Here is a 23,789-nt window from a genome sequence, read left to right on the forward strand (position 1 = left end):
GCCCGGACAGCGCCCTGGGCGCGAGCTCAGCGGCGACGGAACAGACCGCGCCGGGCGCGGCGCCGCGCAGGCGCGGGGGAGTCCCCCTCGGCGTCCGGCTCCGGAGCCTCCTCGGCGCTGTCCGGGGACGGGCCCTCGACCGGGTGCCGCTCCTGCCGGACGGGCAGCTCCTCCGGATCGATCGGGAGCCCCTCCTCGTCCACCCAGACGTCGGTCCAGCCCACGTCGGACTCGTCGCGCGGGGAGAACGCGCGACGCGGGCCCAGCGCCTCCCGGACGTCCTCGAGCTCGATCTCGGCCGGGGCCCGGACCTCCTCGCCACGATGCGGCACCGGACAGGTCCAGAAGTACGGGCAGCCGGGACAACCGGCGGTCTCCTCGTCGGGAGTCGCCTCGCGCTGCATCTGGACCCCGTCGATCTGCTGCAGCATGCGCAGACGCGACTCGAGGGGATTGATCTCCATGACCTGCTCAGAGTACTGCGCCGGGCGGCGTCCGGCGACGCGCCGGCCGCCGGTTCCGGCGTAGGATCGGACTCCCCAGCGGCACTGCCGCCGCCACCCTCCCGCCGCACGTTCCCAGGAGACCCCGATGAGCACCCCTCCGCAGCGAGTCCATGACGCCACCCGCCGTCTGCTGGACCTGCTCGAGCACGGCGAGTCGCTCTCCCCGGAGGCGATCGAGCTGCGCTGCGAGCTGGCCGAGGCCACGGCGGAGGCCGGACATCTGGACGACTCGTACTACCAGGTCGAGGAGCTGCTCAAGGATGCCCGGCGCGAGCACGGGCCCGACCACCCGGCGGTGGCCCGAGCGGTCGCGGCGGTCGAGGCCGTGCGGGAGATCGGGATGCGAGCCGCCGACACGGCGGACTGACGCACCACGGCGCCGCAGGAGCTCACCACTGAAAGCCTGACCCCGCCAGCTGCCGCTGCACCTCACCGCCCGTGCTCTGCATGTAGGTCGCGGTGATGTGGTGCTCGTCCTGGAACACGTAGATGTTCCCGATCAGCGGGCGGCACTCGTGCTCGGGGCAGAGCACCGGCAGGAGATCGACCGGATGCACCGGACCCTGCAGCTCGTCGAGACGGGCGGAGTCCGTGCGCTGGGTCGGCATGTGCCGAGGGTCCAGCGGAGTCGTGCACTCCTCGGGGCTGCCACCGGCGTCCAGGCAGTCCAGAGGGTTCTCCACGGCGCGCGGTGGGGTGCGCAGGGCGATGACCGGGATCTCGAGCGCGAGCAGCTCGGGGACCTCCTCGTCCAGCACCGCGCTGATGGTCTCCGGGCCCATCCCGCGGTAGACCGTCGTGTTCATCGCGACGGCATCCGGTGCGAGCTCGCGGAGGTAGTCCGCGACGGCGAGGTTGTGGTCGTAGCACTCCTGCCCGCTGTACGTCATCTCGCCGGGCAGGTACTGGCAACTGTTCTTGTGGATCAGCACCAGCCTCCAGCCGTGCTCCTGGGCCGGCGCGAGCAGGGACATCGCGGACTGCCGCAGGCGCGAGTTGCCGACGGCGACGACCACCGGTGCACCCTCGGGGGCATCCGTGCTCTGGCAGCCCTCGGCGACCGAGGGCACCTCGGGCTCGATCTCGCCCTCGCAGGGCCCTTCGAGCAGACCCCAGTCCGCGCGCACGGTCGCGGCCGTCGGCAGGGGCGCGGCGTCCGGGTCGGCCTCCGGATGCGGGACGTACTCCGGGTCCAGGACCCGGGCCCCGGGATTGTCCGCGAAGGCCCGGTGCTCGGCCTCGTCGGCCGCCCGCTGCAGCAGGGCCTGCGCGCCGAGGCTCGGGGCGAGCCCGATGGCCAGCACCGCCGTCACCACGGTCGCCGCCCGCAGCGGCCGTGCGTTCGCCCAGCGCCAGCGCCGGATCGGGGCGTCCACCAGACGGGTCAGCAGCCAGGCCAGCACCAGGCTCACGGCGATGATGAGCGTGCCGCGCAGCAGCCCGGCGGACTCGCGCCCGGTGGCCAGCACGGTGAGGGTGAGCAGCGGCCAGTGGATGAGGTAGAGCCCGTAGCTCACGTCCCCGAGGAAGGAGAAGGGCCGCGAGGAGAGCAGACGGTCCGCGCCGAGGCGCGCCCCGGTGGTCCCGGCGAGGAACACCCCGGTGGCGCCGAGCAGCGGCACGGCCGCGATCCAGCCCGGGAACATCGAGCGGCCGTCGATCAGCGCGCCGGTGGAGATCAGCGCGGCCAGCCCGGCCCAGCCCAGCGCGATGCGCAGCTGTCGGGACCGTCCCGTGGGGGCGGCGGTGGTGCTGGGGTTCGCGGCCGGCCAGAGCGCCAGCAGCGATCCGGCGGCGAACTCCCAGATCCGGGTGGTGGTGTCGAAGTACGCGACCTCCTGCTGGGTGGCGGTGGCGATCACCGACCAGAGGAAGGACGCCACGGCGATCAGCGCGAAGAGCCCGGCAGCCAGCCGACGCGGGGACAGGCCGAAGCGCCGCACCAGCACGGCGCACAGCGCGAACAGCAGCGGCCACAGCAGGAACACCTGGCCCTGGATGGACAGCGACCAGAAGTGCTGCAGCGGCGAGGTGGAGCTCGTCGCCGCCGCCTCGTAGTCGGTGCCCCGGTCGATCAGCAGCCAGTTCTCCACCTGCAGCAGGGACGCGACGGCGTCGTCGATTGCCGGCATCCAGGTGCTCGGGGGCAGCAGCAGGCGGACCCCGGCGAGGGTGGCCAGGATGATCAGCACGGCGGGCGGCAGCAGACGCTTGAAGGTCCGCGCCCAGTACGCCAACGGTGCCATCGGGCGGCCGTCCTCCATCCGCCGCACGAAGCTGCCGGTGAGGAAGAAGGCCGAGATGAACAGGAACACGTCCACCCCGCCGGAGACCCGGTCGAAGAACACGTGGTAGAGCACCACCAGCGCGATCGCGAGGCCGCGCAGTCCGTGCAGCTCGGGGCGGTGGCCGGCCGGCGCCGCCGCGGAGGGGGTGGAGGGTGAGGACATCGGGCGCCGGCGGCGGCGGAGCGCTGAGCGGATCAGCCGCGCAGGAACGCGGCGCAGGCCTGCTGCAGCAGCAGCGGATCCGCGGTCGCGCACATCTCGCGCGCCGAATGCATCGACAGCAGCGTGAGGCCCACATCGATCGTGGTCATCCCCAGCCGGGTCGCGGTGAGCGGCCCGATCGTCGAGCCGCACGGCATCGCGTTGTGCGAGACGAAGTGCTGATGCGGCACCCCGGCGCGCTCGCAGGCCGCGGCGAAGGCGGCGATCCCCACCGCATCGGTCGCATACCGCTGCTGCGCGTTGATCTTCAGCATCGGACCGCCGCCCAGCTGCGGCCGGGTCACCGGGTCGTGGCGCTCGGGGTAGTTCGGGTGGGCGGCGTGGCCGGCATCGGCCGAGAGCACCAGGGAGGAGGCGAAGGCGCGGCGGCGCGAGGCCTCGTCCCCGCCGAGCGCGGCGTGCATCCGCACCAGCACGTCCTCGAGGAACGGACCGGCGGCACCGGAGCGGGTGGCCGAGCCCACCTCCTCGTGGTCGTTGGCGACCAGCAGCGCGATCGGGGCGGGCCCCTCGGCGGCGGGCCGTGCGTCACCGCCGCCGTCGGCGATCGTGATCAGCGCCTGGACCTCGGCGTGCACGGAGCTGAGGTTGTCCAGCCTCGCGGAGGCCAGGAACTCCTCGTGCGCACCGAACAGCGCCGGCGCCTGGGCGTCGACCGTGAGCACGTCGAAGCCGACGATGTCGTCGGGATCGACCGGGTCCGTCAGGACCCCCTCGGCGAGCAGGTGTCCGGTGGGATCCAGCGGCGCGGCATGCGCGGCCAGCAGCTCCCGCACGTCCACGTCCCCGATGCCCAGGATCGGCTGCATGTGCCGCTGCGGATCGAGCTGGAGGCCCTCCTTGTTCACCGCCCGGTCCAGGTGGACCGCGAGCTGCGGCACCCGCAGCACCGGCGGCGTGGACACCAGGGCGCGGCGGCCGTCGCGCAGCGTGAGCAGCCCCGCCAGGCGCAGCTCCCGGTCCAGCCAGGAGTTCAGCAGCGGCCCGCCGTAGACCTCGACCCCCACCTGGGAGAGGTTCTCGCGGCCCAGTTCGGGGTTCGGCTTCAGCTTCAGGGCGGGGGAGTCCGTGTGGGAGCCGACGATCCGCCATGGTGTGGTGGCATCGGCCGGCTCCGGGGCGACCCAGGCGATCAGCGAGCCGTCGCGGATCACGTAGCGCGAGCCGGCGACATCCGGGGCCGCCCAGTGCGCGGATTCCGGCAGCGGGGAGAAGCCTGCTGCGCGCAGCCGGCGGGCGGCCTCCTGGACCGCGTGGAAGGAGGAGGGGGAGGCGGAGACGAACTCGCCCAGATCGAGAGTGGTGGCCCGGGCGAGGGAGGACGGTGCGGCGGCGGAGTGGCGAGTCACGGGTTCATTGAACCATCGGTGCCGCGGCAGGGGCGGGATGTCACCTCGCCGGAGCCCTCAGCACGCGGTGAGGCGATACAGCGTCACCGTGCCGATCTCGTGAATCGGCGTGAAGCCCGGGGTGTGCTCCGAGATCCCCTGGTAGCCCTGGTATCCCTCCCACTCGACCTGGTTGCCACCCAGTCGGTGCTCGTCGAGGTCGAGATAGAACAGCGGCCGATCCTCGGGCAGCACCTCGCACATCACCTGGTCGTGGGCGATGCGGCGGAAGTTGCGGTCGAAGTAGCGCTCCTCCTCGGAACGGGGCAGCAGCATGTAGATCTGATTGACCTCACGCTCGCCGAGGGCGTAGATGAGACCACCGCCCTCCCAAGGGTCTGCGATGACATAACCGTTCTCCGGTACATATTCGGGAAGCACCTCGAACATCGCGATCTCGTCCGCGGAGGCCAGATCCGCATATTCCCAGGTCCGATAGGCCGCAGAGACGTTCTCGAACTGCGCTTCAGTCTGGGGGTGCGAGGAGACGTGGTGTCCGAGAGAGGTCGATGCTCCGAGCCCCACGGCCGTCACGACCGCTGCTGCCGCATATCGTCGTGCTCGCCCGCGGAACCGGAGCCGGCGGGTGAGGCAGTCGAGGACCGTTGCGGCATGGCGCGACAGCAGGTCGAGCGCGGCAACGGCGACCGGCACTGTCCCCAGGGTCAATGCGGCGCCGGTACGGAAGCTGTCGCGGTAGAAGAAGCCGGAGAGCAGATCCCGGATCGGTCCGTTCTCGAGGGCAGCAGAGCTGAAGTACACAGCGGCCGGTCCGATCATCGCCAGCATCGCCCAGCGGTCCCGGGTCCAGCCCGCGATGGAGCCGACGACACCGAAAACTGTGATGACGGCGATCACGGGCACCATTGGTCGCCCCATCACGCCGCCCATGACGATTTCGCCGACGGCCTGCGGCGCGGTCTCGAAGCGCTTCCAGGGGGCTGTGCTCGTCGACGGCGCCACGGTGATCCATAGCAGCACGATCGCCAGGACGATCGCCGCCAGTGCTGCTGGCCAGACCACCTCGCCACGGGACGGGAGGCGACCGTCGCGGTGGGTCTCGACATGGCGGGCGTTGACGCCGATCGCACGGGGCTCGCGCTGCACGATGATGCCGTGCACGGACCGTACGAGGGCGAGGACGGCCAGCGGCAACACCATGATCAATGGAATCAGCGCTGCACCTGGATGGGCGATACCGGCGCCGACGCCGAGGAATCCGATCACGAGGACTGTGCGCAGCGGAGCGGTCACCACGCTTCGGTGACGGATCATATGCACCAGTGCAGCGGCGAGGGCCGGGGCGGTGGCGAGGCCGAGGATCGTCGGGTAGATCAGGCCCCAGTCGAGCAGGACCAGCGGAAAGCCGGGGAAAGCGAGGATCAGCGGCCCGCAGATCAGGCGGACGACGGCGGACGGACGCACCAGTGCCTCGATGAGGAGCCACATGCTCAGCGGCCAGACCCCGAGCACTGTGGCGAGCGTGAGAGCGTGCACCGAAGGTGCGATATCCAGCCCGGACAGCTCGTGCACCAGCGCTCCGATGGTGTGCCAGCCGTTGGGGTACAGCGAGCCGTCGACCAGGTCTGCCGTCGCCATCGGCGTCGCCTGCCCGGTGCGGACGATCGCTTCGATCGCGTTGAGGTGGAAGACGTTGTCGTAGCGCTGGGCGATGGTGTCAGGGCTGATGAACGCCTGCAGGTACAAGGGCGCCATGAGGGCCACGCCGATGACCTGTCCCACGACATACTGACCGGCCGCGGCAGCGGAGAGGAGGGAGTGCCGAGGCTGCCGGCGACCCCAGGGGGTCCCCCAGGACAGCAGCGCGCACGGCAGGACGCACACGAGCGTGCACGCCACCACCCAACGCACATCCCACGTGGCGCCCAGCGCCCAGGCGGACATGGTGGACAGGGCGACCACGGCGAGGGAGGCGGCGGGCGCCGCTACCACGGCCGTCACGGGATGGACACGGCAGCTCGACAGCACCGCGGTCCCGGGCACGAGCAGGACGGCGGCGGCGATGAGGATCCCGGGGATCACGTCGGCCCACATGATCCAGAATGCTCTCACGAAGAAGCGGCAGCGACCTGCTCCTCGAGTGCTCGTGTGACAGGGTCTGTGAGAACCTGCTCGACGAAGAGCCTGGTCAGGTGATTGTCGTCCATGTACACGTAGACGTCGCCGAGCACCGGGGAGCAGCGTCCGGCGGGACAGACCTGTGGTGTGAGATCGAGCAGGGTCACTGCGGCGTCCGGACCGTCGAGCGCGGCGAGCGGAGCGGCCGGGTTCTCGGGGGCGAGCTTGTCCTCGACATCGGCCCCGCAGGCATCGTCCGCCTCGGCCGGGGTGCCGCCGTCATCGATCACCGCCTCCGCGCACTGGTACTGGTCCACCTCCCAGCGGGGGGTGTCGCGGACGGCGAGCACGTCGATGCCGCGGTCCAGCAGCATCTGGACCGCCTCCTGGGTGCCCTCGGGGAGAGTCTCCGCGGGGCTGTCGGCGTCGGCGCGGGTCACCGTGGTCAGCACGGTCGAGGGCTGGACCGCCTCCAGGTACTCCAGGACGTAGTCGTCGTAGCCCGCGCAGTACGGGCCCCGCTCGGTGCCGGCGAGGTAGCCGCATCCATCCATCGAGAGGTTCACGATCTGCAGGTCGTTCTCCTCCGCCCAGGGGATGAGCGCAGGGATGAACTGGCGGGAGTGGGAGCTGCCCACCACCACGACGGTCGCGGAGACGTCCGCGTCCGCGGGCAGCAGCTGCTGGCAGTTCACGTGGCGGAAGCTCCGCTCGGGCTCCCAGGGGCCTCCGCAGCGCTCGGGCAGGTCTGGCCACTGGGACCCCAGCTGCCAGCCGTAGGGGCGGATGTCGGGCGGGGCGATGGTGGCGACCTCGTCGGTGGCCAGGCTCGGCCCCGCAGCCTCCGGCGGCTGCGCCGCGGTGCGGTGCAAGACCGCCCACCAGCCGCCCGCCGCGCCCGCCACCAGGGCGAAGCTCAGCGCGATCGCGGTCAGCGCCCGCCAGGGACGCGCCTCCAACCAGCGTGAGCGACGCACCGGGGAGTCCACCGCCCGGGTCACCAGCCAGGCCAGCAGCACCGATCCGGCCAGCACCACCAGTCCGTCCAGCAGTCCGGCGCGCGCCTGCCCGCTGTGGTGCAGCCAGATCACCAGGAGCGGCCAGTGCACCAGGTACAGGGCGTAGGAGATGTCGCCGATGAACGCGGCGGGGCGCGTGGACAGCACCGAGTCCACCCCCCAGCGGGTGCCGGAATGTCCGGCGACCACCACCGCGCCCGCGGCGGCGAGCGGCCAGAGCGCGATCCAGCCGGGGAAGAGCGCCGAGACGTCCACCAGGATCCCGCAGGCCAGCAGGGCGGCGATGCCCAGCCAGCCGGTGAGGGCGCGCAGGGTGCGCAGGCGAGGGGCGGCACCGTCCTCGGGGCGACGGGCCCCGGTGAGCCGGTCCAGCAGCGGCAGGGCCAGGGCCAGCAGGGACCCGGCGGCGAACTCCCACATACGGGCCGCGGTGTCGAAGTAGGCGATCTGCTGCTGGGACTGGGTGGAGATGATCGACCAGGTCAGGGACGCCGCGCCGAGCAGGGAGACCAGCGCGATCAGGGGCCGTCGCACCGACTTCCCGGCCCGGGCCCGGCGCGCCACCAGCAGGAACAGCAGCGGCCACACCACGAAGGCCTGCCCCTGCACGCTCAGGGACCAGAAGTGCTGCAGCGGGGAGGAGCCGCTCGCATCGCGGGCGTGGTAGTCGACCTGCAGCAGCACCAGCAGCAGGTTCTCCAGGTAGAGGGCGGAGGCCACCGCCTCCTGCATGATCACCTGCCACATCGAGGAGGGCAGGAAGGCGGCGGTCCCGGCCAGGACCAGCAGGATCGTCACCGCGGCAGGGGGCATCAGGCGCTTGAAGGTGTGCAGCCAGTAGCGCGGGATCCCCAGCGGTCGCCCGTTCTCGAGACGGCGCACGAAGGTGCCGGTGAGGAAGAAGGCGGAGAGGAACAGGAAGACGTCCACACCGCCGGAGACCCGTCCGAGCCAGATGTGGTAGACGGCGACCAGGCCCAGCGCCACCGCCCGCAGGCCGTGCAGCTCGCGACGGAAGGCGGGGCGGGAGCGCTGCGGCGCGGCCGCCGACGCAGTCGCAGCGGTGCCCACGGCGGAGAGCTCCGGGCTGCGGGAGCGGACGTCCTCACCGCGCAGCCGCCAGGTGCCGGAGACGGAGCCGGAGGTGGACCAGGCATCCTCCGCCTCGCGCTCGGCATGCAGCTCGATCGGGCCCTGCAGCCAGTCTCCCAGGGACGAGGTCTGCGAGGGCAGGGGGCCGGTGAGCCAGGTGGAGAGGTCGGAGCCCGCGCGCTCGCGGGCACGCGGCGCCGCGAGCTCCTCCTGCGACTCCTGGGTCCAGTCCTCGAGGGCATCGGCGAGCGGGGGAGGGACCGGCTGCTCCCGCGCCTCGGTGCGCTCCGGGTCCTCGAGCGGTCGCGGACCGTGGCCGCGAGGAGGAGGGGTCCGAGGATCACTGGGCGAACTGATCGCGATCCCCTTCCGCGCGGCAGGTGGCGACGTCTGCCGTGGGCGGCCTGCTCCCGCGTCCCGGCGCTGCGTGGATCCTAGTGGATCGGAGAGGGGATGCTCACGGGGTCGCGGGGGCCGGTGACGGGCGGGACCCGGATCCTCGCACCAGCACCGCCACCACCAGTGCGAGCACCAGGACCGTGCCCATGGCGAGCACCTGCGCCCCGGCTGCCAGCCCGTTCCACAGCACGAAGGAGGCCGTGCCGGTGAGCGAGAGCTGGAGGATCAGCATCCGGTAGAGGAGAGTGACTGCGACCACGCTCAGCCATTCCGCGCCGAGCGCGAACCAGGCCAGTCGGCGCGATGCTCCTGCGGTGCGGGCGATCACGAGGGCTCCGGCGGGGACCAGGAGCGCGTGGGAGAGGCCGCCGATCAGGGAGGGCGCCGAGGTGAGCAGCACGGCGACCCCTCCGCCGCCGGGCCGCATCCCGCTCACCAGCCAGCTCGCCGCGACGGACGCGAGCGCCGACAGCGCCAGCACGGCGAGCACGACGGCGAGGACCGTCGGCGTCCCCGGGATCCGGAGCGTGCGGGGCTCCCGTGCCGCGCGGGCGGCGATCAGGAGCGCGAGCAGACCCATCACCAGCAGCACGAGGCTCGCCGGGCCACGCACCGTGAGCGTGACCACTGCCGTAGCGGCGTCGGGCCCGGAGGGCAGGACGTCGCCCAGGACCAGCACGTTCATCACCACCGACTGCACCGGATCGACCAGGAGCGTCACTGCGAGCAGTCCCAGCACGAGCAGCGCGGAGCGCCGCACGGCGTCCGCGGACCCGCTCGCGTGCTGCACGAGCAGCACCACGGCCGCGGACAGCAGCACGGAGAGCACGCCGGCCGCCAGGTAGGACACCTGCAGGACGGCGCCGGCCACCTCGGATCGGGGGAGGGCGGCCACCACCATGATCACGACCGAGACGAGGACCGAGAGCGCTGCGAGGGCGGCGACGGCGACAGCGGCCCTCCGCAGCGGAGGAGAGGACGGGGCGGGAGGAGTCATGGGAGCGTCCTGAGCACGGAGCGGGAGAGGGAGCGAGCCGATACTACGGCGGCGGTGCCGTGCGGGCGGGCGGTTCCTGGGGAACACCGACCGACGTGGGACCATGGTGCGGTGACTCCCCTGAGCCCGGACCCCGTCGTCGCCCCGCCCTCCGCCCTCGCGCCGCCCGCGACGGGGACCGGGTTCGAGGTCCTCGCCCGCCACGGCGAGAAGGCGCGCGCCGGCGTGATCACCACCCCGCACGGGCAGATCGCCACCCCCGCTTTCGTCCCCGTCGGCACCAAGGCGACGGTCAAAGCAGTGCTGCCGGAATCGATGAGCGACCTCGGGGCGCAGGCGCTGCTGGCCAACGCCTACCACCTCTACCTCCAGCCCGGCCACGACCTGATCGACGAGGCCGGTGGGCTCGGGGCCTTCATGAACTGGCCCGGTCCCACCTTCACCGACTCCGGCGGCTTCCAGGTGATGAGCCTGGGAGCCGGCTTCAAGAAGGTGCTCTCCAGCGAGTTCTCCGGCGGCGAGAAGGCCCGCACCTCCTCCGGCGAGGACGACGACGTCGCCGAGGGCAAGGAGCGCCTGGCCCACGTCGACGACGACGGCGTCACCTTCCGCTCCTTCATCAACGGCGACGTGCACCGCTTCACCCCCGAGATCTCGATGCAGATCCAGCACGGGCTGGGAGCGGACATCATGTTCGCCTTCGACGAGCTGACCACCCTGATGAACTCCCGCGGCTACCAGGAGCAGGCGCTCGAGCGCACCCGGCTGTGGGCGCTGCGCTGCCTGGCCGAGCACTCCCGGCTCACCGCCGAGCGCAGCCACCGGCCCTACCAGCAGCTGTGGGGCGTGATCCAGGGCGCTCAGCACGAGGATCTGCGCCGCCGGGCCGCCCGCGAGCTCGGCGCGATGGACGTCGGCGGGCAGGCCTTCGACGGCTTCGGCATCGGCGGGGCGCTGGAGAAGGAGAACCTGGGCACCATCGTCGGCTGGGTCACCGATGAGCTGCCCCAGGAGCGCCCCCGCCACCTGCTCGGCATCAGCGAGGTCGACGACCTGTTCGTCGCGATCGCCGCCGGGGCCGATACCTTCGACTGCGTCTCCCCCTCCCGCGTGGCCCGCAACAGCGCCGTCTACACCCGGACCGGTCGGGTGAACCTCACCGGGGCGAGGTACCGCCGCCGGTTCGCCCCGATCGACGAGGACTGCGACTGCTACACCTGCACCCATTTCACCGCCGCCTACGTGCACCACCTGTTCCGGGCCAAGGAGATGCTCTCCTCGACCCTGTGCACGATCCACAACGAGCGCTTCGTGGTGCGTCTGGTGGACCGGATCCGCGACTCCCTGCGCAGCGGCGACTTCGATGCCCTGCGGGAGGAGACCACCGGCGCCTACTACGGCGCCCCGCGGTGAGCCGGCGGTGACCCACCAGAGGACGGCGCCTGCCCCGGAGAGCCGGCTCGACCGGACCACGGCGTTCGGGGCCGCGGTGGTGCTGCTGGCCCTGGCCGGCATCTGCGCGCTGCTCGGGAGCCATCTCGTGCTCGGCGCCCTGCGCCTGGCCGCCGGGGTCCTCGCCGCCCTGGGACTCGGGGCGGCGCTGTGCGCCGTGCTGGCCGGCAGGAGAGTCCGCCTCGCGCCGCGGCCGCGGCTCCTGGTGGCCGCCGGTACGGCGCTGGCCACCGCCCTGGTGCTCACCATCCCGGCCGTGGTCGCCACCCGCGTCGACCCGCTCGCGGACGGGGCCACGCTCGCGCTCGAGCCCCTCGCCGAGGGGGACGCCGTCCACTCCCTGCCCTCGTCCGGCAGCCCCGTGCTGGTGCGCCGCGCCGACGGCTCCGGCCAGGTGCTGCTCGACGGAGTCGTCCACCGCGTCCCGGCCTCCGCGCACGACGTGCTCGCGCTCTCCGCCGACGGGCGGCGGCTGGTGCGCGCCACCGGCGCCTCGACCGAGGTGCTCCTGCTGGACCCCGCGGCCTCCGTCCCCGAGGGCGGGTTCCCGTCCCGGACCTTCGAGGGCACTCCGCTCGCGCTCGCCGGTGACCGGATCGTGCTGCGCAGCTGCACCGAGGGGTTCTGCCGGCTCTCCGGCTTTGACCTCACCGCCCCGGAGGAGTCGCTCTGGGTGGTCGGCGCCCCTGCCGAGACGAGGGGACCGGACCCGGCAGGGGTCGAGGTGCCCGCCCGCCCCGAGCAGCCCCCCGGTCTGCTCGACGCGCTCCGCACGACGGGGGTGCTGCCGGCCATCCCGCTGAGCTTCGATCCCGGCCAGGGCTGGATCCAGCGGGACCCGGCGACCGGATTCCCCGTCGGCCGCATCCTGGTCGGGCCCGAGGAGGAGTGCCGGATCGCGGTCACCGGTGAGGCGGTCACCGCCCCGGACCCGCTGCACCCCGCGCCCCTGGTGCTGGCCGTCTGCTCCGCCGAGGACGGTGCGCTGACCGCCACCGCTTTCCGCGACGGGGCGGTGCTGTGGGAGTCCGCCCCCTCACCGGCGGGGGACTGGTCGGTGCGGCTGGACCGGGGACGGGTGCTCGCCACCGGCACCGAGGCGGGCAGCGATACCCCGGGCGAGATCGTCGCCAGCGAGCAGCGGGCGGACTGGACGATTCCGGGCGGTGAGGGGGTGGAACAGGTCGCTGCCTTCAGCGCGAGGATCGGCATCGACGGCACAGCGATGGTCGTGACCAACGCGAGCGGACAGCTGCTCGCCTACGAGCTCGCCGGCGGCGCCAACACCTGGACGCTCCCGCTCTCCTCCCCGGACACGGAGGTGCACGGCACCCTCGAGGCCGGCACCGCCGTGGTGGTGGACGGCGTGGAGAGGGAACGGCCACTGCAGCCGCGCAGCAGCCGGCGGCTGCGGGTGATCGACGTGGTGACCGGCGAGGTCACGGTCGAGGCGCACGTCGCCGAGGAGATCGACGCTCTCCGCGCCGTGGGCGGCGGCAGGGCCCTGGTCACCGTGGACGGGCAGACCCTGCTGCTGGGACCGTGAACGGCGGCGACGACAGGGCGCCCCGGCCCTCTGCGAGGTCCGGGGCGTCCTGTCGGTGACGAGCTGGTCTCAGGCGGAGAGCTTCTTCGACGCGGTGCTGTGGACGAAGAACGCGCCGAGCCCGATGATCGCGACCATGACGAGGGCGTGCAGGGCATTGGTCCCCGCCGTGATGCGATAGCCGGCGGCCGTGATGGCACCGGTCTGCTCGTCGGCCACACCGGTGGCCATCAGGATGGCCACCATGACGAAGAGGAGGATCCAGAAGAGGACGGCGGAGACGGGGATGGCGACGGCGGCGATGATTCCGCCCACCCGCGCCCGGCCGCGACCCATCACCGCGGCGGCGATCCCGAGACCGAACACGATGATGTTCACCAGGAAGTTCAGGCCGTACAGCAGGACGGACGCCAGGCTCGACCCGATCCCGACGGCGCCGATCTCGCCCCCGGTGTCGGAGGCGGCCAGGTCGTCCGCCGCGATGAACGAAGCGAGGTTGATGCCGAGGCGCGCCAGGAGCAGCACGGCCGTGCCGATCAGCAGGATGAGGCCGATGAGCTTCACCCGCTTCCACTTGACCCCGTCACCTGCATCGAGCTGCGGGCCGGCGCCCATGCCGTACTGGCCGGCGGCACCCGGATACCCGGCCGGGGCGGCGGGAGGGACCTGGCCCCACTGCGGCGCGGAGGGAGAGGCCATCGGGGAGGGCTGGCCCCACTGCGGCTGTGGGGCGGGAGCCTGTTGCTCGGGCTGGCCCCACTGCGGCTGCGGGGCGGGAGCCTGCTGCTCGGGCTGGCCCCACTGCGGTGTCGGGGGCGACGGATTCTGCCCGCCCTGTCCCCACTGCCCCTGCTGCCCGTGGTCCGGTCCGTACCCCTGAGTCATGCTTCTCCCTCGGTGCTGCCATGTCATGGCGTCACGGCGACGCCCGTCCCAGCGTATCGGGCGCCGCCATGACCGGGGTACCGCGGAGATGTCGTTCTCACGCCCGGTCGGCGCCGCAGGTGGTGCCGCCGCGGGGGGCCGGGCACGAGCCGTGCGGGCCGCAGCCGGTGGGGACCACCAGGTCGGGGGTCGAGGCGTCTGCCGGATGAGCGGCGGAGAGCCTGCGGGATCAGGTGATCTGCCGCGCCCAGCGACGGGCCCTCACGGCGCCGATGAGCACCGCAGCCGAGAACACCAGCCAGTGCACCGCCTGAACGACGTGGTCGATGATCGCGATCCTGAAGATCCCATCGACGCCGTCCCCGGCGACGCCCGGGGCGTTGATGAAGAGGAACCGGCCGATGAAGAAGACGAGGACGAAGATGACGAAGGAGAGCACCACTGCTCCACCGACGATGATCGCCCCGGTGCGACCGCGTTCTCTCGCCTTCACCGCGACGATGATCGCCAGAGTGAGGAGCGCGACGGACAGGACGACCGTGACGAGCTGGCCCGCTGAGATGACGATCGATCCGACGCCGAACGAGATCATGACGTCATCCGTATCGGTCGCGGTCGAGGCGAGTCCGTAGAAGTAGACCGACAGGAGGATGGAGACGAGCACGAGGAGTGCGCGGACGGTCACCACGGCGATGCCGATGACGAACAGCCATCTGATCAGGCCGACGGGAGCCGTCGCGTCAGCGCTGGGGGCGGGCGCTCCCTCGGGCGGGTCCTGTCCCCACTGGCCCTGCTGTCCGTGGTCCGGTCCGTACCCCTGAGTCATGCTTCCCCCTCGGTGCTGCCGTGTCATGGCGTCACGGCGACGCCCGTTCCAGGGTATCGGGCGCCGCCGTGCGCGGAGGGGATACGAGGATCGCGATCTCAGTCCACAGCAGGGGCCAGACGGAAGCGGAAGCTCTCCTCGCGGGCGGAGAGCACGTACTGCGGCAGCGGCTCCGGACCGCAGGCCGCCGAGCCCACGCCGTGCAGCGCGGAGGAGAGGGTCACCCAGGTGCGGCCGTCGGGGCGCAGCGACCCGTCGTGCGCTCGGGCGTCGAGCTCCGCCGTGGACCAGGGGCGCACCGCGAGCCCCAGACCCTCCGGTGCCCGCATCGCGAGGGCCGGGCCGTGGTCGCCGCGCAGCTCGGCGCGCACCGTCCCCGCACGATTGCCGTTCTCCTGTGGGAACACGTACGGCACCTGGAGCTCCGCGAGGGAGGAGGACCAGCGGCCGAAGGTGGTGCCGCCGCCGGTGTCCGGATAGGACTCATGCGGGCCGAATCCGTCGTACTCCACCTGGTCCGGGGCCGAGGGGAGGGCGAAGGTCCAGCCGATCCGTGGCAGCGGCAGGTCGGTGGGCCAGAACGCCGAGGGCGTCACCGTCACCTCCACGTCGACGCCGTCCGCATCACCGCTGAAACGCTCGGTGACGTCGGCGCCCAGCGCCGAGCCGTCCAGGCCGATCCGGCTGCGGACCACGAGGACGTCCCCGTCGGCAGGGTCCGCGGTGATCTCGACCAGACGGCGACGGGCGTGGTCCAGACCGATCCGCTTCCACCGCGCCTCGAGCGGAGCGCGGGTGCGGGCGCGCTCGTTGTCCACCGGGGCGCGGTACAGATCCACCCCGGCCTGCTCGATCTCCAGCGCGCCCAGGCCCACCAGGCGGCCCAGGTCGTCGAAGCGGGCCGGGCCCAGGCTCCAGCAGCCGTCCTCACCGCGGGTCGGGGCGAGGCGGGCGGCGGCCGACGGAGCGTGTGCGGCGCGCAGCCGCTCGGCCTCCACATGGTCGGCGGTCACGATTAGGTGACCGGCCGGGACCGGGCCCTGCGCCGCGCGGGTGGTCAGACGCACCGTGGTGGTCGCGCCCTCGTGCACCGGCAGCGCCACCTCGACGCTCTCACCGGGGGCGACCCGCGGCAGCTCGAGCTCCTGCCAGCTGGCCTGGGCATCCAGCGAGACCTCGGCGCGCAGGTGGCTCAGGTCGCTGAAGGCGTAGCGGTTGGTGAGCCGCGCACCGCCGGGGGAGACCTCGAGGCCGACGGGGGAGTAGTGGTGCTTGGCGTCCAGCAGAGCCGGGGACGGGGTGCGGTCGGGCAGCACCAGGCCGTCGGCCACGAAGTTGCCGTCGTGCAGGCGCTCGCCGAAGTCGCCGCCGTAGCCGTAGATGCGGTGGCCCTCGGCGTCGGTGGTCTCCAGGCCGTGGTCGATCCACTCCCAGATGAAGCCGCCGTGCAGCGCCGGGTACTGCTCGGTCAGCGCCATGTACTCCTTCAGCGAGCCGGCGCCGTTGCCCATCGCGTGGGCGTACTCGATCCACAGGAACGGCTTGGTCATCGCCGGCGGATTCGCGAAATGCCCTTCGGGCACGTCCAGTGCGAAGCTGGCCAGCATGCGGGTGAGCTTGTCCTGGTACTCCTGGCTCAGCTCGCGCCGCCCGATCTGGGTGGACTCCTCGATCGTGGAGTACATCAGCGAGAAGACGTCCACGTACTCCGCGGCGTAGTCCTGCTCGTAGATCACCGGCCTGGTCGGGTCGGTCTCGCGCACCGCGGCCACCATCGCCTCGGTGACCGGGCCGGAGGCGGCCTCGTTGCCGATCGACCACATGACGATCGAGGCATGGTTGCGGTCGCGGCGCACGAAGCGCTCGGAGCGCTCCACCAGCGACTCCTCGAACAGCGGGTTCCGCGCCGGGCCCTCGGTCGCGCCGGTGCCGTCCTCGCCCCAGGTGGAGTCGGTGTGGAAGCCGTGGGTCTCGAAGTCGCCCTCGCAGATCACGTACAGCCCGGCCTCGTCGCACACCTCGAGGAAGCGCTGGTGGGGCGGGTAGTGGGAGGTGCGCACGGCGTTGAGGTTGTGCTGCTTCATCAGCGCCACGTCGAGGTCCTGGTTGCCCTCGTGCTGGGTGCGACCGAGGACGGGGTCCGCCTCGTGGCGGTTCACACCGCGGAACACGATGCGCTCTCCGTTGACGCGGAAGATGTCCCCGTCCACCTCGACGCGGCGGAAGCCCACGTACAGGGTGACGGTCTCGGTCCCGGTGCGCACGACGGCCTCGTACAGGTGCGGGTCCTCGGCGGACCAGGGCCGCACCTCGCCCAGGTCGAGGGGGTCCACGCCGGTCGCAGCGAAGTGGCCGAGCGCGGGGATCTCGACCTTCGCCACGACCTCGGCGCCGTCCGCGTCGAAGGCGGTCGCGCTCAGGGTGCCGTGACCGGTGGCCGGATCGAAGTCGGCGACGGTCACCAGGTCATGGATCCCGCCGGTCGGGCGCAGCAGCAGGTCCACGCTGCGGAAGATGCCCGAGGCCCACCACATGTCCTGGTCCTCGACGTAGGTGTTCACCGACCACTGCACCACGCGGACCTCGAGCAGGTGCTCACCGGTGGGGGAGAGCGCCTCGGTGACGTCGAACTCCTGGGTGAGGCGGGACCCGGCGGTCACGCCGATCTCGGCCCCGTCGATCCACACCTTCGCCGCGGAGTCCACGCCCTGGAAGCGCAGCAGCACGCGTGCCCCGGCGGCGAGCTGCTCGGCCCACTCGGCGGGGACGGTCACGGTGCGCGAGTAGTGGCCGGTGGGGTTCTCGTCCGGCACGTGCGGGACCTCGCGCGGGATCGGGTAGACGACGTTGGTGTACTGCGGGGAACCGTAGCCCTGCAGCTGCCACATCCCGGGCACCGCGATGGTCGCGGCCTCGCCGAGGTCGGTGCCGTCGGCGCGGGTGCCGTAGCGGAACCCCCAGTCCCCGTCGAGGCTCAGCTCCGGCGCATCGGAGTGCAGGTGGGCGCGACCGCGCAGGCGGTTCCGGCCGGCGGGGAGCTCCTCCCACCAGCGGTCGGAGTGATCGGCGGGCGGCAGCGGGGTGCTCATCGGTGAGGCGTCTCCTGGACTCGAGAGTGCTCACGACCGTCGTCGTGAACGTTCACGAGAGAGTGTACCCGGGAGCGGGCCGTTCGGTGAGACGAGCCGGGCCCGGGGCAGGCCAGGGCGGCACGGGGGCGGCGGCTGGGCCTGTCGAGCTCAGGCGGGCTCCTCGGGCGGTGGAGGTGGGGACCAGCGGCGGATCCGGAGCAGGGGCAGGCAGGCGGTGGCGGCGAGGCCGGCGGCCCCGAGCAATGCCGCCACCGGCGAGCTGGCCGCGATCAGCAGGCCGCCGAGCACGCTCGTCACCGGCATCACCCCGATCGTCAGCAGACGGATCGCCGCGGACGCCCGGCCCAGCTGCTGCTGGGGGACCAGGCGCGCCGGCACATCGGAGCCGACGATCGTCGACGCCGTCGCGCACGCGGCGACCAGGAGTTCGCCGACCGCGATCGTCACGGCCTGTGCAGCCGGCAGCAGGAAGGCCGCCGGGATCACCAGGCTGCTCAGGGCGACGCCCGCCGTGGCACACAGCTTCGCCCCGCCTGTGGGCAGGCGGGTGCGCAGCGGCGTGGAGAAGGTGGCACCGAGCAGGGCGCCCAGCGCTCCCGCCGCAGTGAACAGGGCGACAGTCGAGGTGGGCAGGCCCAGGGTCGTCAGTGCGAAGAGCACCAGGGCCGTGCCCGAGACCATCGCCGCGGAGTTCAGGAGCATGGTGGACAGGGTGAGGTGAGACAGCCCCCGGGTGGACAGCACTCGTCGCACGGTCCATCCCGGCCTCGAGGTCGGGGACGGCCTCTGCCCTGCGCGGCTCCTCGACGCTTCGGCACTCTCCGGCGAGTTCGCGTCCGGACTCCTTCGGTGCGGCATGGTCGCGAGGGTGATCAGGCTGAACAGATAGGCCGCGCCCCCGAGGCCCAGGGCGAGGGCAGGGGATGCCAGGCGGAGGAGGGCGGAGACCGCTGCCGGGCTCGAGACCCGGGCCACCGCGCTGATCCCTTCGATGCGCTGGTAGCAGTCGGCGGTGCGCTCCCTGCCGACGACGGCGGGGACCATGGAGCTGTGGCCGGTGGTGAACAGTGCGTCACCCAGTCCGATCGTCGCCGCCAGCACCAGCAGTGCGAGCACCGAGAGGTGACCGGTGACCAGCAGCAGGATCAGGGTCGTCACCGTGAGCACGCGCAGGCCGTTGCCGAGCAGGACCGCACGCCGGTGCCCGAGCGCGTCGACCGCGGCGCCGATCTGGCGGTGAGCACAGAGGTACCAGAGGAAGGGAAGGGCGTTCAGCACGCCCAGGAGACTGCCGCCGACCCCGAGAGAGGCGACCGCGATCAGGGGCAGCAGGGTGCGCACGGCGTCATCGCCCGTGGACTCGCCGAGTGTGGCGAGGAGGATTCTGCGCATGGTCACCAGTGCTTTCGACGGAGGGCGGGCCGTCCTCGAGGGACTGCCCTCGAAGGCGTCAGGGCGCCCTGACGAGAGGTGACGTCAGGGTAGTCTGACGCGGCGGCTGTGTCGAGCGTGGGGCCGCCTCTAGACTTGCTGCATGCGCGGACCGAAGGGGATCTCCCAGATGCACTGCGGGTTCTGCGGTCACCCGGGTGCCGATGACCGCCCGCTCCTCGGTGGGCTCGGCGTGATGATCTGCCAGCTCTGTGCCCACGAGGCGGTGCGCTCCTTCGATGAGGGCACCGAAGCGGCCGTGACCGCCTTCGAGGCGCACACCGAGCAGGAGCTGGTGAGGATGCTCCGGGGTGTCACGCGGCAGCGACCGCAGCTCGAACGCTTCCAGCGGGATCTGGTCGACTACATGCGCTCGCGCGGGATGTCGTGGGGGTCGATCGGTGACGGTCTCGGTGTGGCCCGCCAATCGGCGTGGGAGAGGTTCCGGCGCGTCGAGGAACGCTGAGCGGCGCGTCGACCTCGTGGAAGCTTCCGGGCGTCGCCGCGCCTGGTGGCTCCCGAACGCCGATTGCTACACTGTGCTACACGGCGGGATCTCCGTCGCCGGCCACAGCGAAGGAGCGGCCATGTCGACGATCCCGCACCGGGAGCTCCGCAACCACAGCACCGAGATACTCCGTCGGGTCGAGGCCGGCGAGACGTTCGCGATCACCAACCACGGGCGGCCGGTCGCCCGTCTGATCCCCTATGTGGACTCTGCCTCTGCTCTGGATGTCCTGCGGGATGCCGGACGGGTCACCACCGCCCGCCCGGTCGATCTGGACTCGCTGCCCACCGCGAGCGGCGTCAGCAGCCGCGAGATCCTCGACGATCTCCGGGGCGAGAGGTGATCGTCTATCTCGACACCTCGGCGGTCCTGAAGATCCTGATCGACGAGCCGGGCGGTCGGGCCATGCGCGCGGCCTTCACGGGATGGCAGCTCAATGGCGATGACCTGGTCTCCTCCTTCCTCCTGCACACGGAGATGCACTGCGCCGCACGCCGGCGGGATATCGTCGCTGCGGACGTGATCGACATGGTGCTCGGAGGCATCGGCCTGATCGACATCGACCGCGCCTTCCTGCTCGCCGCGGCGGAGGGCCCGCACCGGTTGCGCAGTGCCGACGCGATCCACCTCGCGACCGCGCTCGCCGTCGAGGCGGAGGTCCTGGTCACCTACGACCGAGAGCTCGCCGAGGCTGCGGAGCGTGAGGGGCTCCTGGCCTCCGCGCCCGGCGACTGAGCTCCGGCCGCGCGACGTCAGCCCTTGACGGACCCCTGCATCAGTCCCGCCAGGAAGTACTTGCTCAGCAGGATGTACACCAGCAGCGTGGGCAGCGAGGCCAGCACCGCGCCCGCCATCGAGACCCCGTAGTTGGCCAGCAGCGCACCGTTGGCCAGGTTGTTCAGCGCCAGGGTCACCGGCCCGTTGGCCGGGGAGGAGAAGAACACCGCGAACAGGAAGTCGTTCCAGGCATTGGTGAACTGCCAGATCAGCACCACCACGAAGCCCGGGATGGCCAGCGGCAGCGCGATGTGCCAGAAGGTGCGGAGCATGCCCGCGCCGTCCATCTTCGAGGACTCGATCAGCTCGTGCGGCACGGACTCGAAGTAGTTGCGGAAGATGAGCGTGGTGATCGGGATGCCGAACACCACGTGCAGCAGGACCAGCGAGGGGACGCCGCTGGGGACGTTCACGGCCAGCAGCATCTGCATCAGCGGGATCATCACCGCCTGGTACGGCAGGAACATCCCGAACAGGATCAGGGTGAAGACGAGGTCCGCGCCCGGGAAGCGCCAGCGCGAGAGGACGAAGCCGTTCATGCAGCCGAGCATCGCGGAGATGATCGTCGCGGGGACCACGATCTGCACGCTGCGCCAGATCGACGGTGCCAGCGCCTCCCAGGCGACGGACCAGTTCGTGAACGTCCAGTCCTGCGGGAGCGCCCAGGCGCGTGCGGAGCTCGCGTCCCCGGGGCCCTTGAAGCTGGTGATCAGCAGGACGTACACGGGGATCAGGACGACGACCACGCCGAAGAGGATGGCGAGCAGGCGCAGCAGATGCGCCCAGGGGAGACCCCCGCGAGGGGGCGGAGGTGCGGCGGGAGCGGGCGCCGGGGCGGTGACGGAGGTGCTCATCGGGTACGGCTCCGATGCTGCTGGACGAGATAGGGGACGATCAGGAAGGCGATGATGATCAACAGGAACGCACCGACCGCGGCGGAGTTCGCATAGTCGAAGCTCGACTTGAACAGGAACATGTCCACCGCGGGCACCTTGGTCTGGTAGGCGGCGGCCGAGGAGATCGACAGGATCAGGTCGAAGGACTTCAGCGACATATGGGCGATGATCACGATCGCGCTCATCAGCACCGGCGTGAGCTGCGGGAAGATCACCATGCGGTAGACCTGCCATTCGCTGGCGCCATCCATGCGGGCCGCTTCGCGCAGTTCGTCGGGGACCCCGCGGAAACCGGCCAGGAACAGTGCCATCACGTAGCCGGACAGCTGCCAGATCGCGGGCAGCGCGATCGCCATGATGCCGAAGGTGATGTTGTTCCACCACGGGTTCTGCAGCACGTCCAGGCCGATCATCTGGAACAGCCGGTTCAGGCCGCTCGCGTTCTCGCCCTGGTTGGAGTTCAGCAGCCAGCGCCACACCACACCGGAGGCGACGAAGCTGACGGCCATCGGGAACAGGTAGATGGTCTGGAACAGGCGCCCGCCTCGCAGCGGCCGCTCCAGCAGCCACGCCCAGAGGAAGCCCATCGCCATCGCCCCCACCAGGAAGGTGGCGGTGAACAGCACCAGGTTCGCCAGCGAGTGGCGGAAGTCCTCGGTCAGCAGCAGCTCGATGTAGTTCGTCAGCCCCACGAAGGCGATGGGTTCCCGGCCGGCGGCCTGCGCGGCGGTGTGGTTGTCCGTCATCGACGTCCAGAAGTTCACGCCCAGCAGGCCGTAGACGAAGATGCCGATCAGCACGATCGACGGCAGGATCATCAGCAGCGGGGCACCGTAGTGCCCGGCGAACTTCTTCATAGAGGGTCCTCGCTCCCGGCCGCGCCGGGGTTCAGGGAGGGAGCGGCTCCGGGGCGAGCGCCCCGGAGCCGTTCCCGTCGTCTCGAACGGCTCAGGCCGAGGCGTTGGACTCGGCGATCGTGGCGAGCTCCTCCTGGTACCCGGCCACGTCGCTCGCGCCGGTGGTGAACTTGCTGGTCGCGTCCGAGACCTCGTTCAGCCAGGCCACCGGGGTGGCGGCGCCGTGGGCGAGGGACGGGCAGATCGCGTCCTGCGCGTACGAGTCGATCGCCGTCTGCTGATAGGCGGGGAACTCCGCGGTGTCCACGTCGGTGCGCGCCGGGATCGAGCCCTTGGCGAGGGAGAAGGCGACCTGGCCGTCCTGGGAGCTGATGGTGTCCAGCCAGGCCTTGGCGCCATCGGGGTTCGGGGCGCCGACGGGCAGGGTGAAGGAGTCGGCCAGGAAGCCGAAGATCTCCTCGCCGCCGCTGAGCGGGAAGTAGCCGAAGTCCTCGCCGTCGGTCAGATCCGCCTGCTGGAAGGAGGCCACCGCCCAGTCGCCCATGATGTTGTAGGCGGCCTTGCCGTCGATCAGCATCTGGGTGGCGTCGGTCCAGTCCAGACCGTCACGGTCGGTGTTGGTCAGTGCGATCAGCGCCTCGAAGTGCTCCAGCGCCGTGGTGACCTCGCCGCCGGACCAGTCGGTCTCCCCGGTCCACAGGCCGTTGTAGGAGGTGCTGCCCAGATCCGCCATCAGGATCGCCTCGAGCAGGTTGACCTGGGTCCAGGTGGTGCCGACCGACAGGCCGGTGACACCGGAGGCCGCGGCCTTCTCGACGTCGGCGATGAAGGCCTCGACATCGGCGGGGACGGCGGTGGGGTCGATGCCGGCGGCCTCGAGCACCGCCACGTTGGTCCAGACCACGTTCGAACGATGGATGTTCGAGGGGATGGAGTAGATCTTGTCGTCCACGGTCAGCAGGGTCACCAGATCCTCGGGGAAGGCGTCGGTGAGCCCGTACTCCTCGTACAGCCCCGAGACGTCCTCGAGCTGACCGGCGTCGATGTAGTCGGTGAGCTCGAGACCGGCGTGCGCCTGGAAGGTGTCCGGCGGGTCACCGGCCTGGAGGCGGGACTGCAGCATGTCCTTGGCCGCACTGCCGGCGCCGCCGGCGACCGAGGCGTTGACGAAGGTGAGGTCCGGGTAGTCCTTCTCGAACTGGGCCACGAGTGCATCCAGTCCGGCCTTCTCCGATCCCTGCGCCCACCAGGTGAAGACCTCGACCTCCGAGCTGCTGCTCTCGCCGCCGCCGCTGCCGCCGGAGCCGCCACAGGCGGTGAGACCCGCCGCGGCCAGGCCGGCACCGGAGAGGAAGAGGAAATTCCTGCGCTGCATGGGGTTCTCCTTCGAAGATGACGATGACGTGGCGGATTCCGCGCACCGCCAGCGGCGAGCAGAGTTTCGCTGCATCGTGAACGTACCCCAGGCGGACTGCGGATCGCGGGGCATATCGGACACAGCTCGGCAACGAAATCGGCGAGCTCCGGGG

At 71.5% G+C, this 23,789-nt stretch carries 19 protein-coding genes; 6 read left to right on the plus strand and 13 right to left on the minus strand.

Features of this window, described 5'->3' with window-relative positions:
• Positions 1-26: 26 nt before the first annotated feature.
• Entirely contained in the window at positions 27-464 is a 438-nt protein-coding gene (locus CFK38_RS05295; RefSeq protein WP_245851233.1) for a hypothetical protein, read from the minus strand.
• Positions 465-591: 127 nt separating this feature from the next.
• Between CFK38_RS05295 and CFK38_RS05300 the strand changes: the two genes are divergently transcribed.
• Positions 592-873: a hypothetical protein gene (locus CFK38_RS05300; RefSeq protein WP_096802148.1), complete on the plus strand. Its 282-nt coding sequence runs from the start codon at positions 592-594 to the stop codon at positions 871-873.
• 22 nt (positions 874-895) lie between these two features.
• Here CFK38_RS05300 and CFK38_RS05305 read toward each other — a convergent pair whose 3' ends face one another.
• The 5 genes from CFK38_RS05305 to CFK38_RS05325 all read right to left on the minus strand — a co-directional run bounded on the left by CFK38_RS05305 (position 896) and on the right by CFK38_RS05325 (position 9,990).
• Complete coding sequence (locus CFK38_RS05305; RefSeq protein WP_096802149.1) at positions 896-2,956, minus strand: acyltransferase family protein; 2,061 nt, start codon at positions 2,954-2,956, stop codon at positions 896-898.
• Positions 2,957-2,988: 32 nt separating this feature from the next.
• On the minus strand, positions 2,989-4,365 hold the full coding sequence (locus tag CFK38_RS05310; protein WP_096802150.1) for a M18 family aminopeptidase: 1,377 nt from the start codon (positions 4,363-4,365) through the stop codon (positions 2,989-2,991).
• A gap of 57 nt (positions 4,366-4,422) precedes the next feature.
• Positions 4,423-6,459, minus strand: a complete 2,037-nt coding sequence (locus tag CFK38_RS05315; RefSeq protein WP_096802151.1) for a DUF6541 family protein — start codon at positions 6,457-6,459, stop codon at positions 4,423-4,425.
• Between the two features lie 14 nt (positions 6,460-6,473).
• Entirely contained in the window at positions 6,474-8,573 is a 2,100-nt protein-coding gene (locus tag CFK38_RS05320; RefSeq protein ID WP_245851234.1) for an acyltransferase family protein, read from the minus strand.
• A gap of 478 nt (positions 8,574-9,051) precedes the next feature.
• Positions 9,052-9,990, minus strand: a complete 939-nt coding sequence (locus tag CFK38_RS05325; protein WP_096802153.1) for a hypothetical protein — start codon at positions 9,988-9,990, stop codon at positions 9,052-9,054.
• Between the two features lie 120 nt (positions 9,991-10,110).
• On the opposite strand from CFK38_RS05325, the gene tgt reads away from it, so the two are divergent.
• Both tgt and CFK38_RS05335 read left to right on the plus strand, forming a co-directional pair.
• Positions 10,111-11,403 carry a tRNA guanosine(34) transglycosylase Tgt gene (tgt, locus tag CFK38_RS05330; RefSeq protein WP_096804225.1) on the plus strand — a complete coding sequence of 431 codons (1,293 nt, stop codon included), beginning with the start codon at positions 10,111-10,113 and terminating at the stop codon, positions 11,401-11,403.
• A gap of 7 nt (positions 11,404-11,410) precedes the next feature.
• Positions 11,411-12,988: a hypothetical protein gene (locus tag CFK38_RS05335; RefSeq protein ID WP_096802154.1), complete on the plus strand. Its 1,578-nt coding sequence runs from the start codon at positions 11,411-11,413 to the stop codon at positions 12,986-12,988.
• Between the two features lie 69 nt (positions 12,989-13,057).
• Here the strand turns inward: CFK38_RS05335 and CFK38_RS05340 are convergent, their stop codons facing one another.
• From CFK38_RS05340 to CFK38_RS05355, 4 genes are all read right to left on the minus strand, one after another.
• Positions 13,058-13,873 carry a hypothetical protein gene (locus tag CFK38_RS05340; protein ID WP_245851235.1) on the minus strand — a complete coding sequence of 272 codons (816 nt, stop codon included), beginning with the start codon at positions 13,871-13,873 and terminating at the stop codon, positions 13,058-13,060.
• A gap of 229 nt (positions 13,874-14,102) precedes the next feature.
• The gene (locus CFK38_RS05345; protein WP_096802155.1) at positions 14,103-14,699 is read right to left on the minus strand and encodes a hypothetical protein; all 597 of its coding nucleotides are present in this window, start codon (positions 14,697-14,699) and stop codon (positions 14,103-14,105) included.
• Positions 14,700-14,797: 98 nt separating this feature from the next.
• The gene (locus CFK38_RS05350) at positions 14,798-17,788 is read right to left on the minus strand and encodes a glycoside hydrolase family 2 TIM barrel-domain containing protein (protein ID WP_096802156.1); all 2,991 of its coding nucleotides are present in this window, start codon (positions 17,786-17,788) and stop codon (positions 14,798-14,800) included.
• 150 nt (positions 17,789-17,938) lie between these two features.
• Positions 17,939-19,183, minus strand: a complete 1,245-nt coding sequence (locus CFK38_RS05355; RefSeq protein ID WP_096802157.1) for an MFS transporter — start codon at positions 19,181-19,183, stop codon at positions 17,939-17,941.
• 142 nt (positions 19,184-19,325) lie between these two features.
• Here CFK38_RS05355 and CFK38_RS05360 point away from each other — a divergent pair, with 142 nt between their 5' ends.
• From CFK38_RS05360 to CFK38_RS05370, 3 genes are all read left to right on the plus strand, one after another.
• Positions 19,326-19,688 (plus strand): ClpX C4-type zinc finger protein, encoded by a 363-nt coding sequence (locus CFK38_RS05360; protein ID WP_096802158.1) that lies wholly within the window; start codon positions 19,326-19,328, stop codon positions 19,686-19,688.
• Positions 19,689-19,809: 121 nt separating this feature from the next.
• Positions 19,810-20,073 carry a type II toxin-antitoxin system Phd/YefM family antitoxin gene (locus CFK38_RS05365; RefSeq protein ID WP_096802159.1) on the plus strand — a complete coding sequence of 88 codons (264 nt, stop codon included), beginning with the start codon at positions 19,810-19,812 and terminating at the stop codon, positions 20,071-20,073.
• Positions 20,070-20,465, plus strand: a complete 396-nt coding sequence (locus tag CFK38_RS05370) for a type II toxin-antitoxin system VapC family toxin (protein WP_096802160.1) — start codon at positions 20,070-20,072, stop codon at positions 20,463-20,465. The genes CFK38_RS05365 and CFK38_RS05370 overlap by 4 nt, the downstream gene beginning before the upstream one ends.
• A gap of 17 nt (positions 20,466-20,482) precedes the next feature.
• Here the strand turns inward: CFK38_RS05370 and CFK38_RS05375 are convergent, their stop codons facing one another.
• The 3 genes from CFK38_RS05375 to CFK38_RS05385 form a co-directional block, all read right to left on the minus strand.
• Positions 20,483-21,361 carry a carbohydrate ABC transporter permease gene (locus CFK38_RS05375; protein WP_096802161.1) on the minus strand — a complete coding sequence of 293 codons (879 nt, stop codon included), beginning with the start codon at positions 21,359-21,361 and terminating at the stop codon, positions 20,483-20,485.
• On the minus strand, positions 21,358-22,260 hold the full coding sequence (locus CFK38_RS05380; protein WP_096802162.1) for a carbohydrate ABC transporter permease: 903 nt from the start codon (positions 22,258-22,260) through the stop codon (positions 21,358-21,360). The genes CFK38_RS05375 and CFK38_RS05380 overlap by 4 nt, the downstream gene beginning before the upstream one ends.
• A gap of 91 nt (positions 22,261-22,351) precedes the next feature.
• Positions 22,352-23,635 carry an ABC transporter substrate-binding protein gene (locus CFK38_RS05385; protein ID WP_096802163.1) on the minus strand — a complete coding sequence of 428 codons (1,284 nt, stop codon included), beginning with the start codon at positions 23,633-23,635 and terminating at the stop codon, positions 22,352-22,354.
• Positions 23,636-23,789: the final 154 nt, after the last annotated feature.

Source organism: Brachybacterium vulturis, from assembly GCF_002407185.1.
Taxonomy (GTDB): domain Bacteria; phylum Actinomycetota; class Actinomycetes; order Actinomycetales; family Dermabacteraceae; genus Brachybacterium; species Brachybacterium vulturis.

Bases quoted from the DNA above. Each gene is read 5' to 3' on its own strand.
- CFK38_RS05295 (WP_245851233.1), bottom strand. From the start codon at position 464: ATGGAGATCAATCCCCTCGAGTCGCGTCTGCGCATGCTGCAGCAGATC.
- CFK38_RS05300 (WP_096802148.1), top strand. From the start codon at position 592: ATGAGCACCCCTCCGCAGCGAGTCCATGACGCCACCCGCCGTCTGCTG.
- CFK38_RS05305 (WP_096802149.1), bottom strand. From the start codon at position 2,956: ATGTCCTCACCCTCCACCCCCTCCGCGGCGGCGCCGGCCGGCCACCGC.
- CFK38_RS05315 (WP_096802151.1), bottom strand. From the start codon at position 6,459: ATGTGGGCCGACGTGATCCCCGGGATCCTCATCGCCGCCGCCGTCCTG.
- CFK38_RS05325 (WP_096802153.1), bottom strand. From the start codon at position 9,990: ATGACTCCTCCCGCCCCGTCCTCTCCTCCGCTGCGGAGGGCCGCTGTC.
- CFK38_RS05340 (WP_245851235.1), bottom strand. From the start codon at position 13,873: ATGACTCAGGGGTACGGACCGGACCACGGGCAGCAGGGGCAGTGGGGA.
- CFK38_RS05345 (WP_096802155.1), bottom strand. From the start codon at position 14,699: ATGACTCAGGGGTACGGACCGGACCACGGACAGCAGGGCCAGTGGGGA.
- CFK38_RS05350 (WP_096802156.1), bottom strand. From the start codon at position 17,788: ATGAGCACCCCGCTGCCGCCCGCCGATCACTCCGACCGCTGGTGGGAG.
- CFK38_RS05355 (WP_096802157.1), bottom strand. From the start codon at position 19,183: ATGCGCAGAATCCTCCTCGCCACACTCGGCGAGTCCACGGGCGATGAC.
- CFK38_RS05360 (WP_096802158.1), top strand. From the start codon at position 19,326: ATGCGCGGACCGAAGGGGATCTCCCAGATGCACTGCGGGTTCTGCGGT.
- CFK38_RS05365 (WP_096802159.1), top strand. From the start codon at position 19,810: ATGTCGACGATCCCGCACCGGGAGCTCCGCAACCACAGCACCGAGATA.
- CFK38_RS05375 (WP_096802161.1), bottom strand. From the start codon at position 21,361: ATGAGCACCTCCGTCACCGCCCCGGCGCCCGCTCCCGCCGCACCTCCG.
- CFK38_RS05380 (WP_096802162.1), bottom strand. From the start codon at position 22,260: ATGAAGAAGTTCGCCGGGCACTACGGTGCCCCGCTGCTGATGATCCTG.
- CFK38_RS05385 (WP_096802163.1), bottom strand. From the start codon at position 23,635: ATGCAGCGCAGGAATTTCCTCTTCCTCTCCGGTGCCGGCCTGGCCGCG.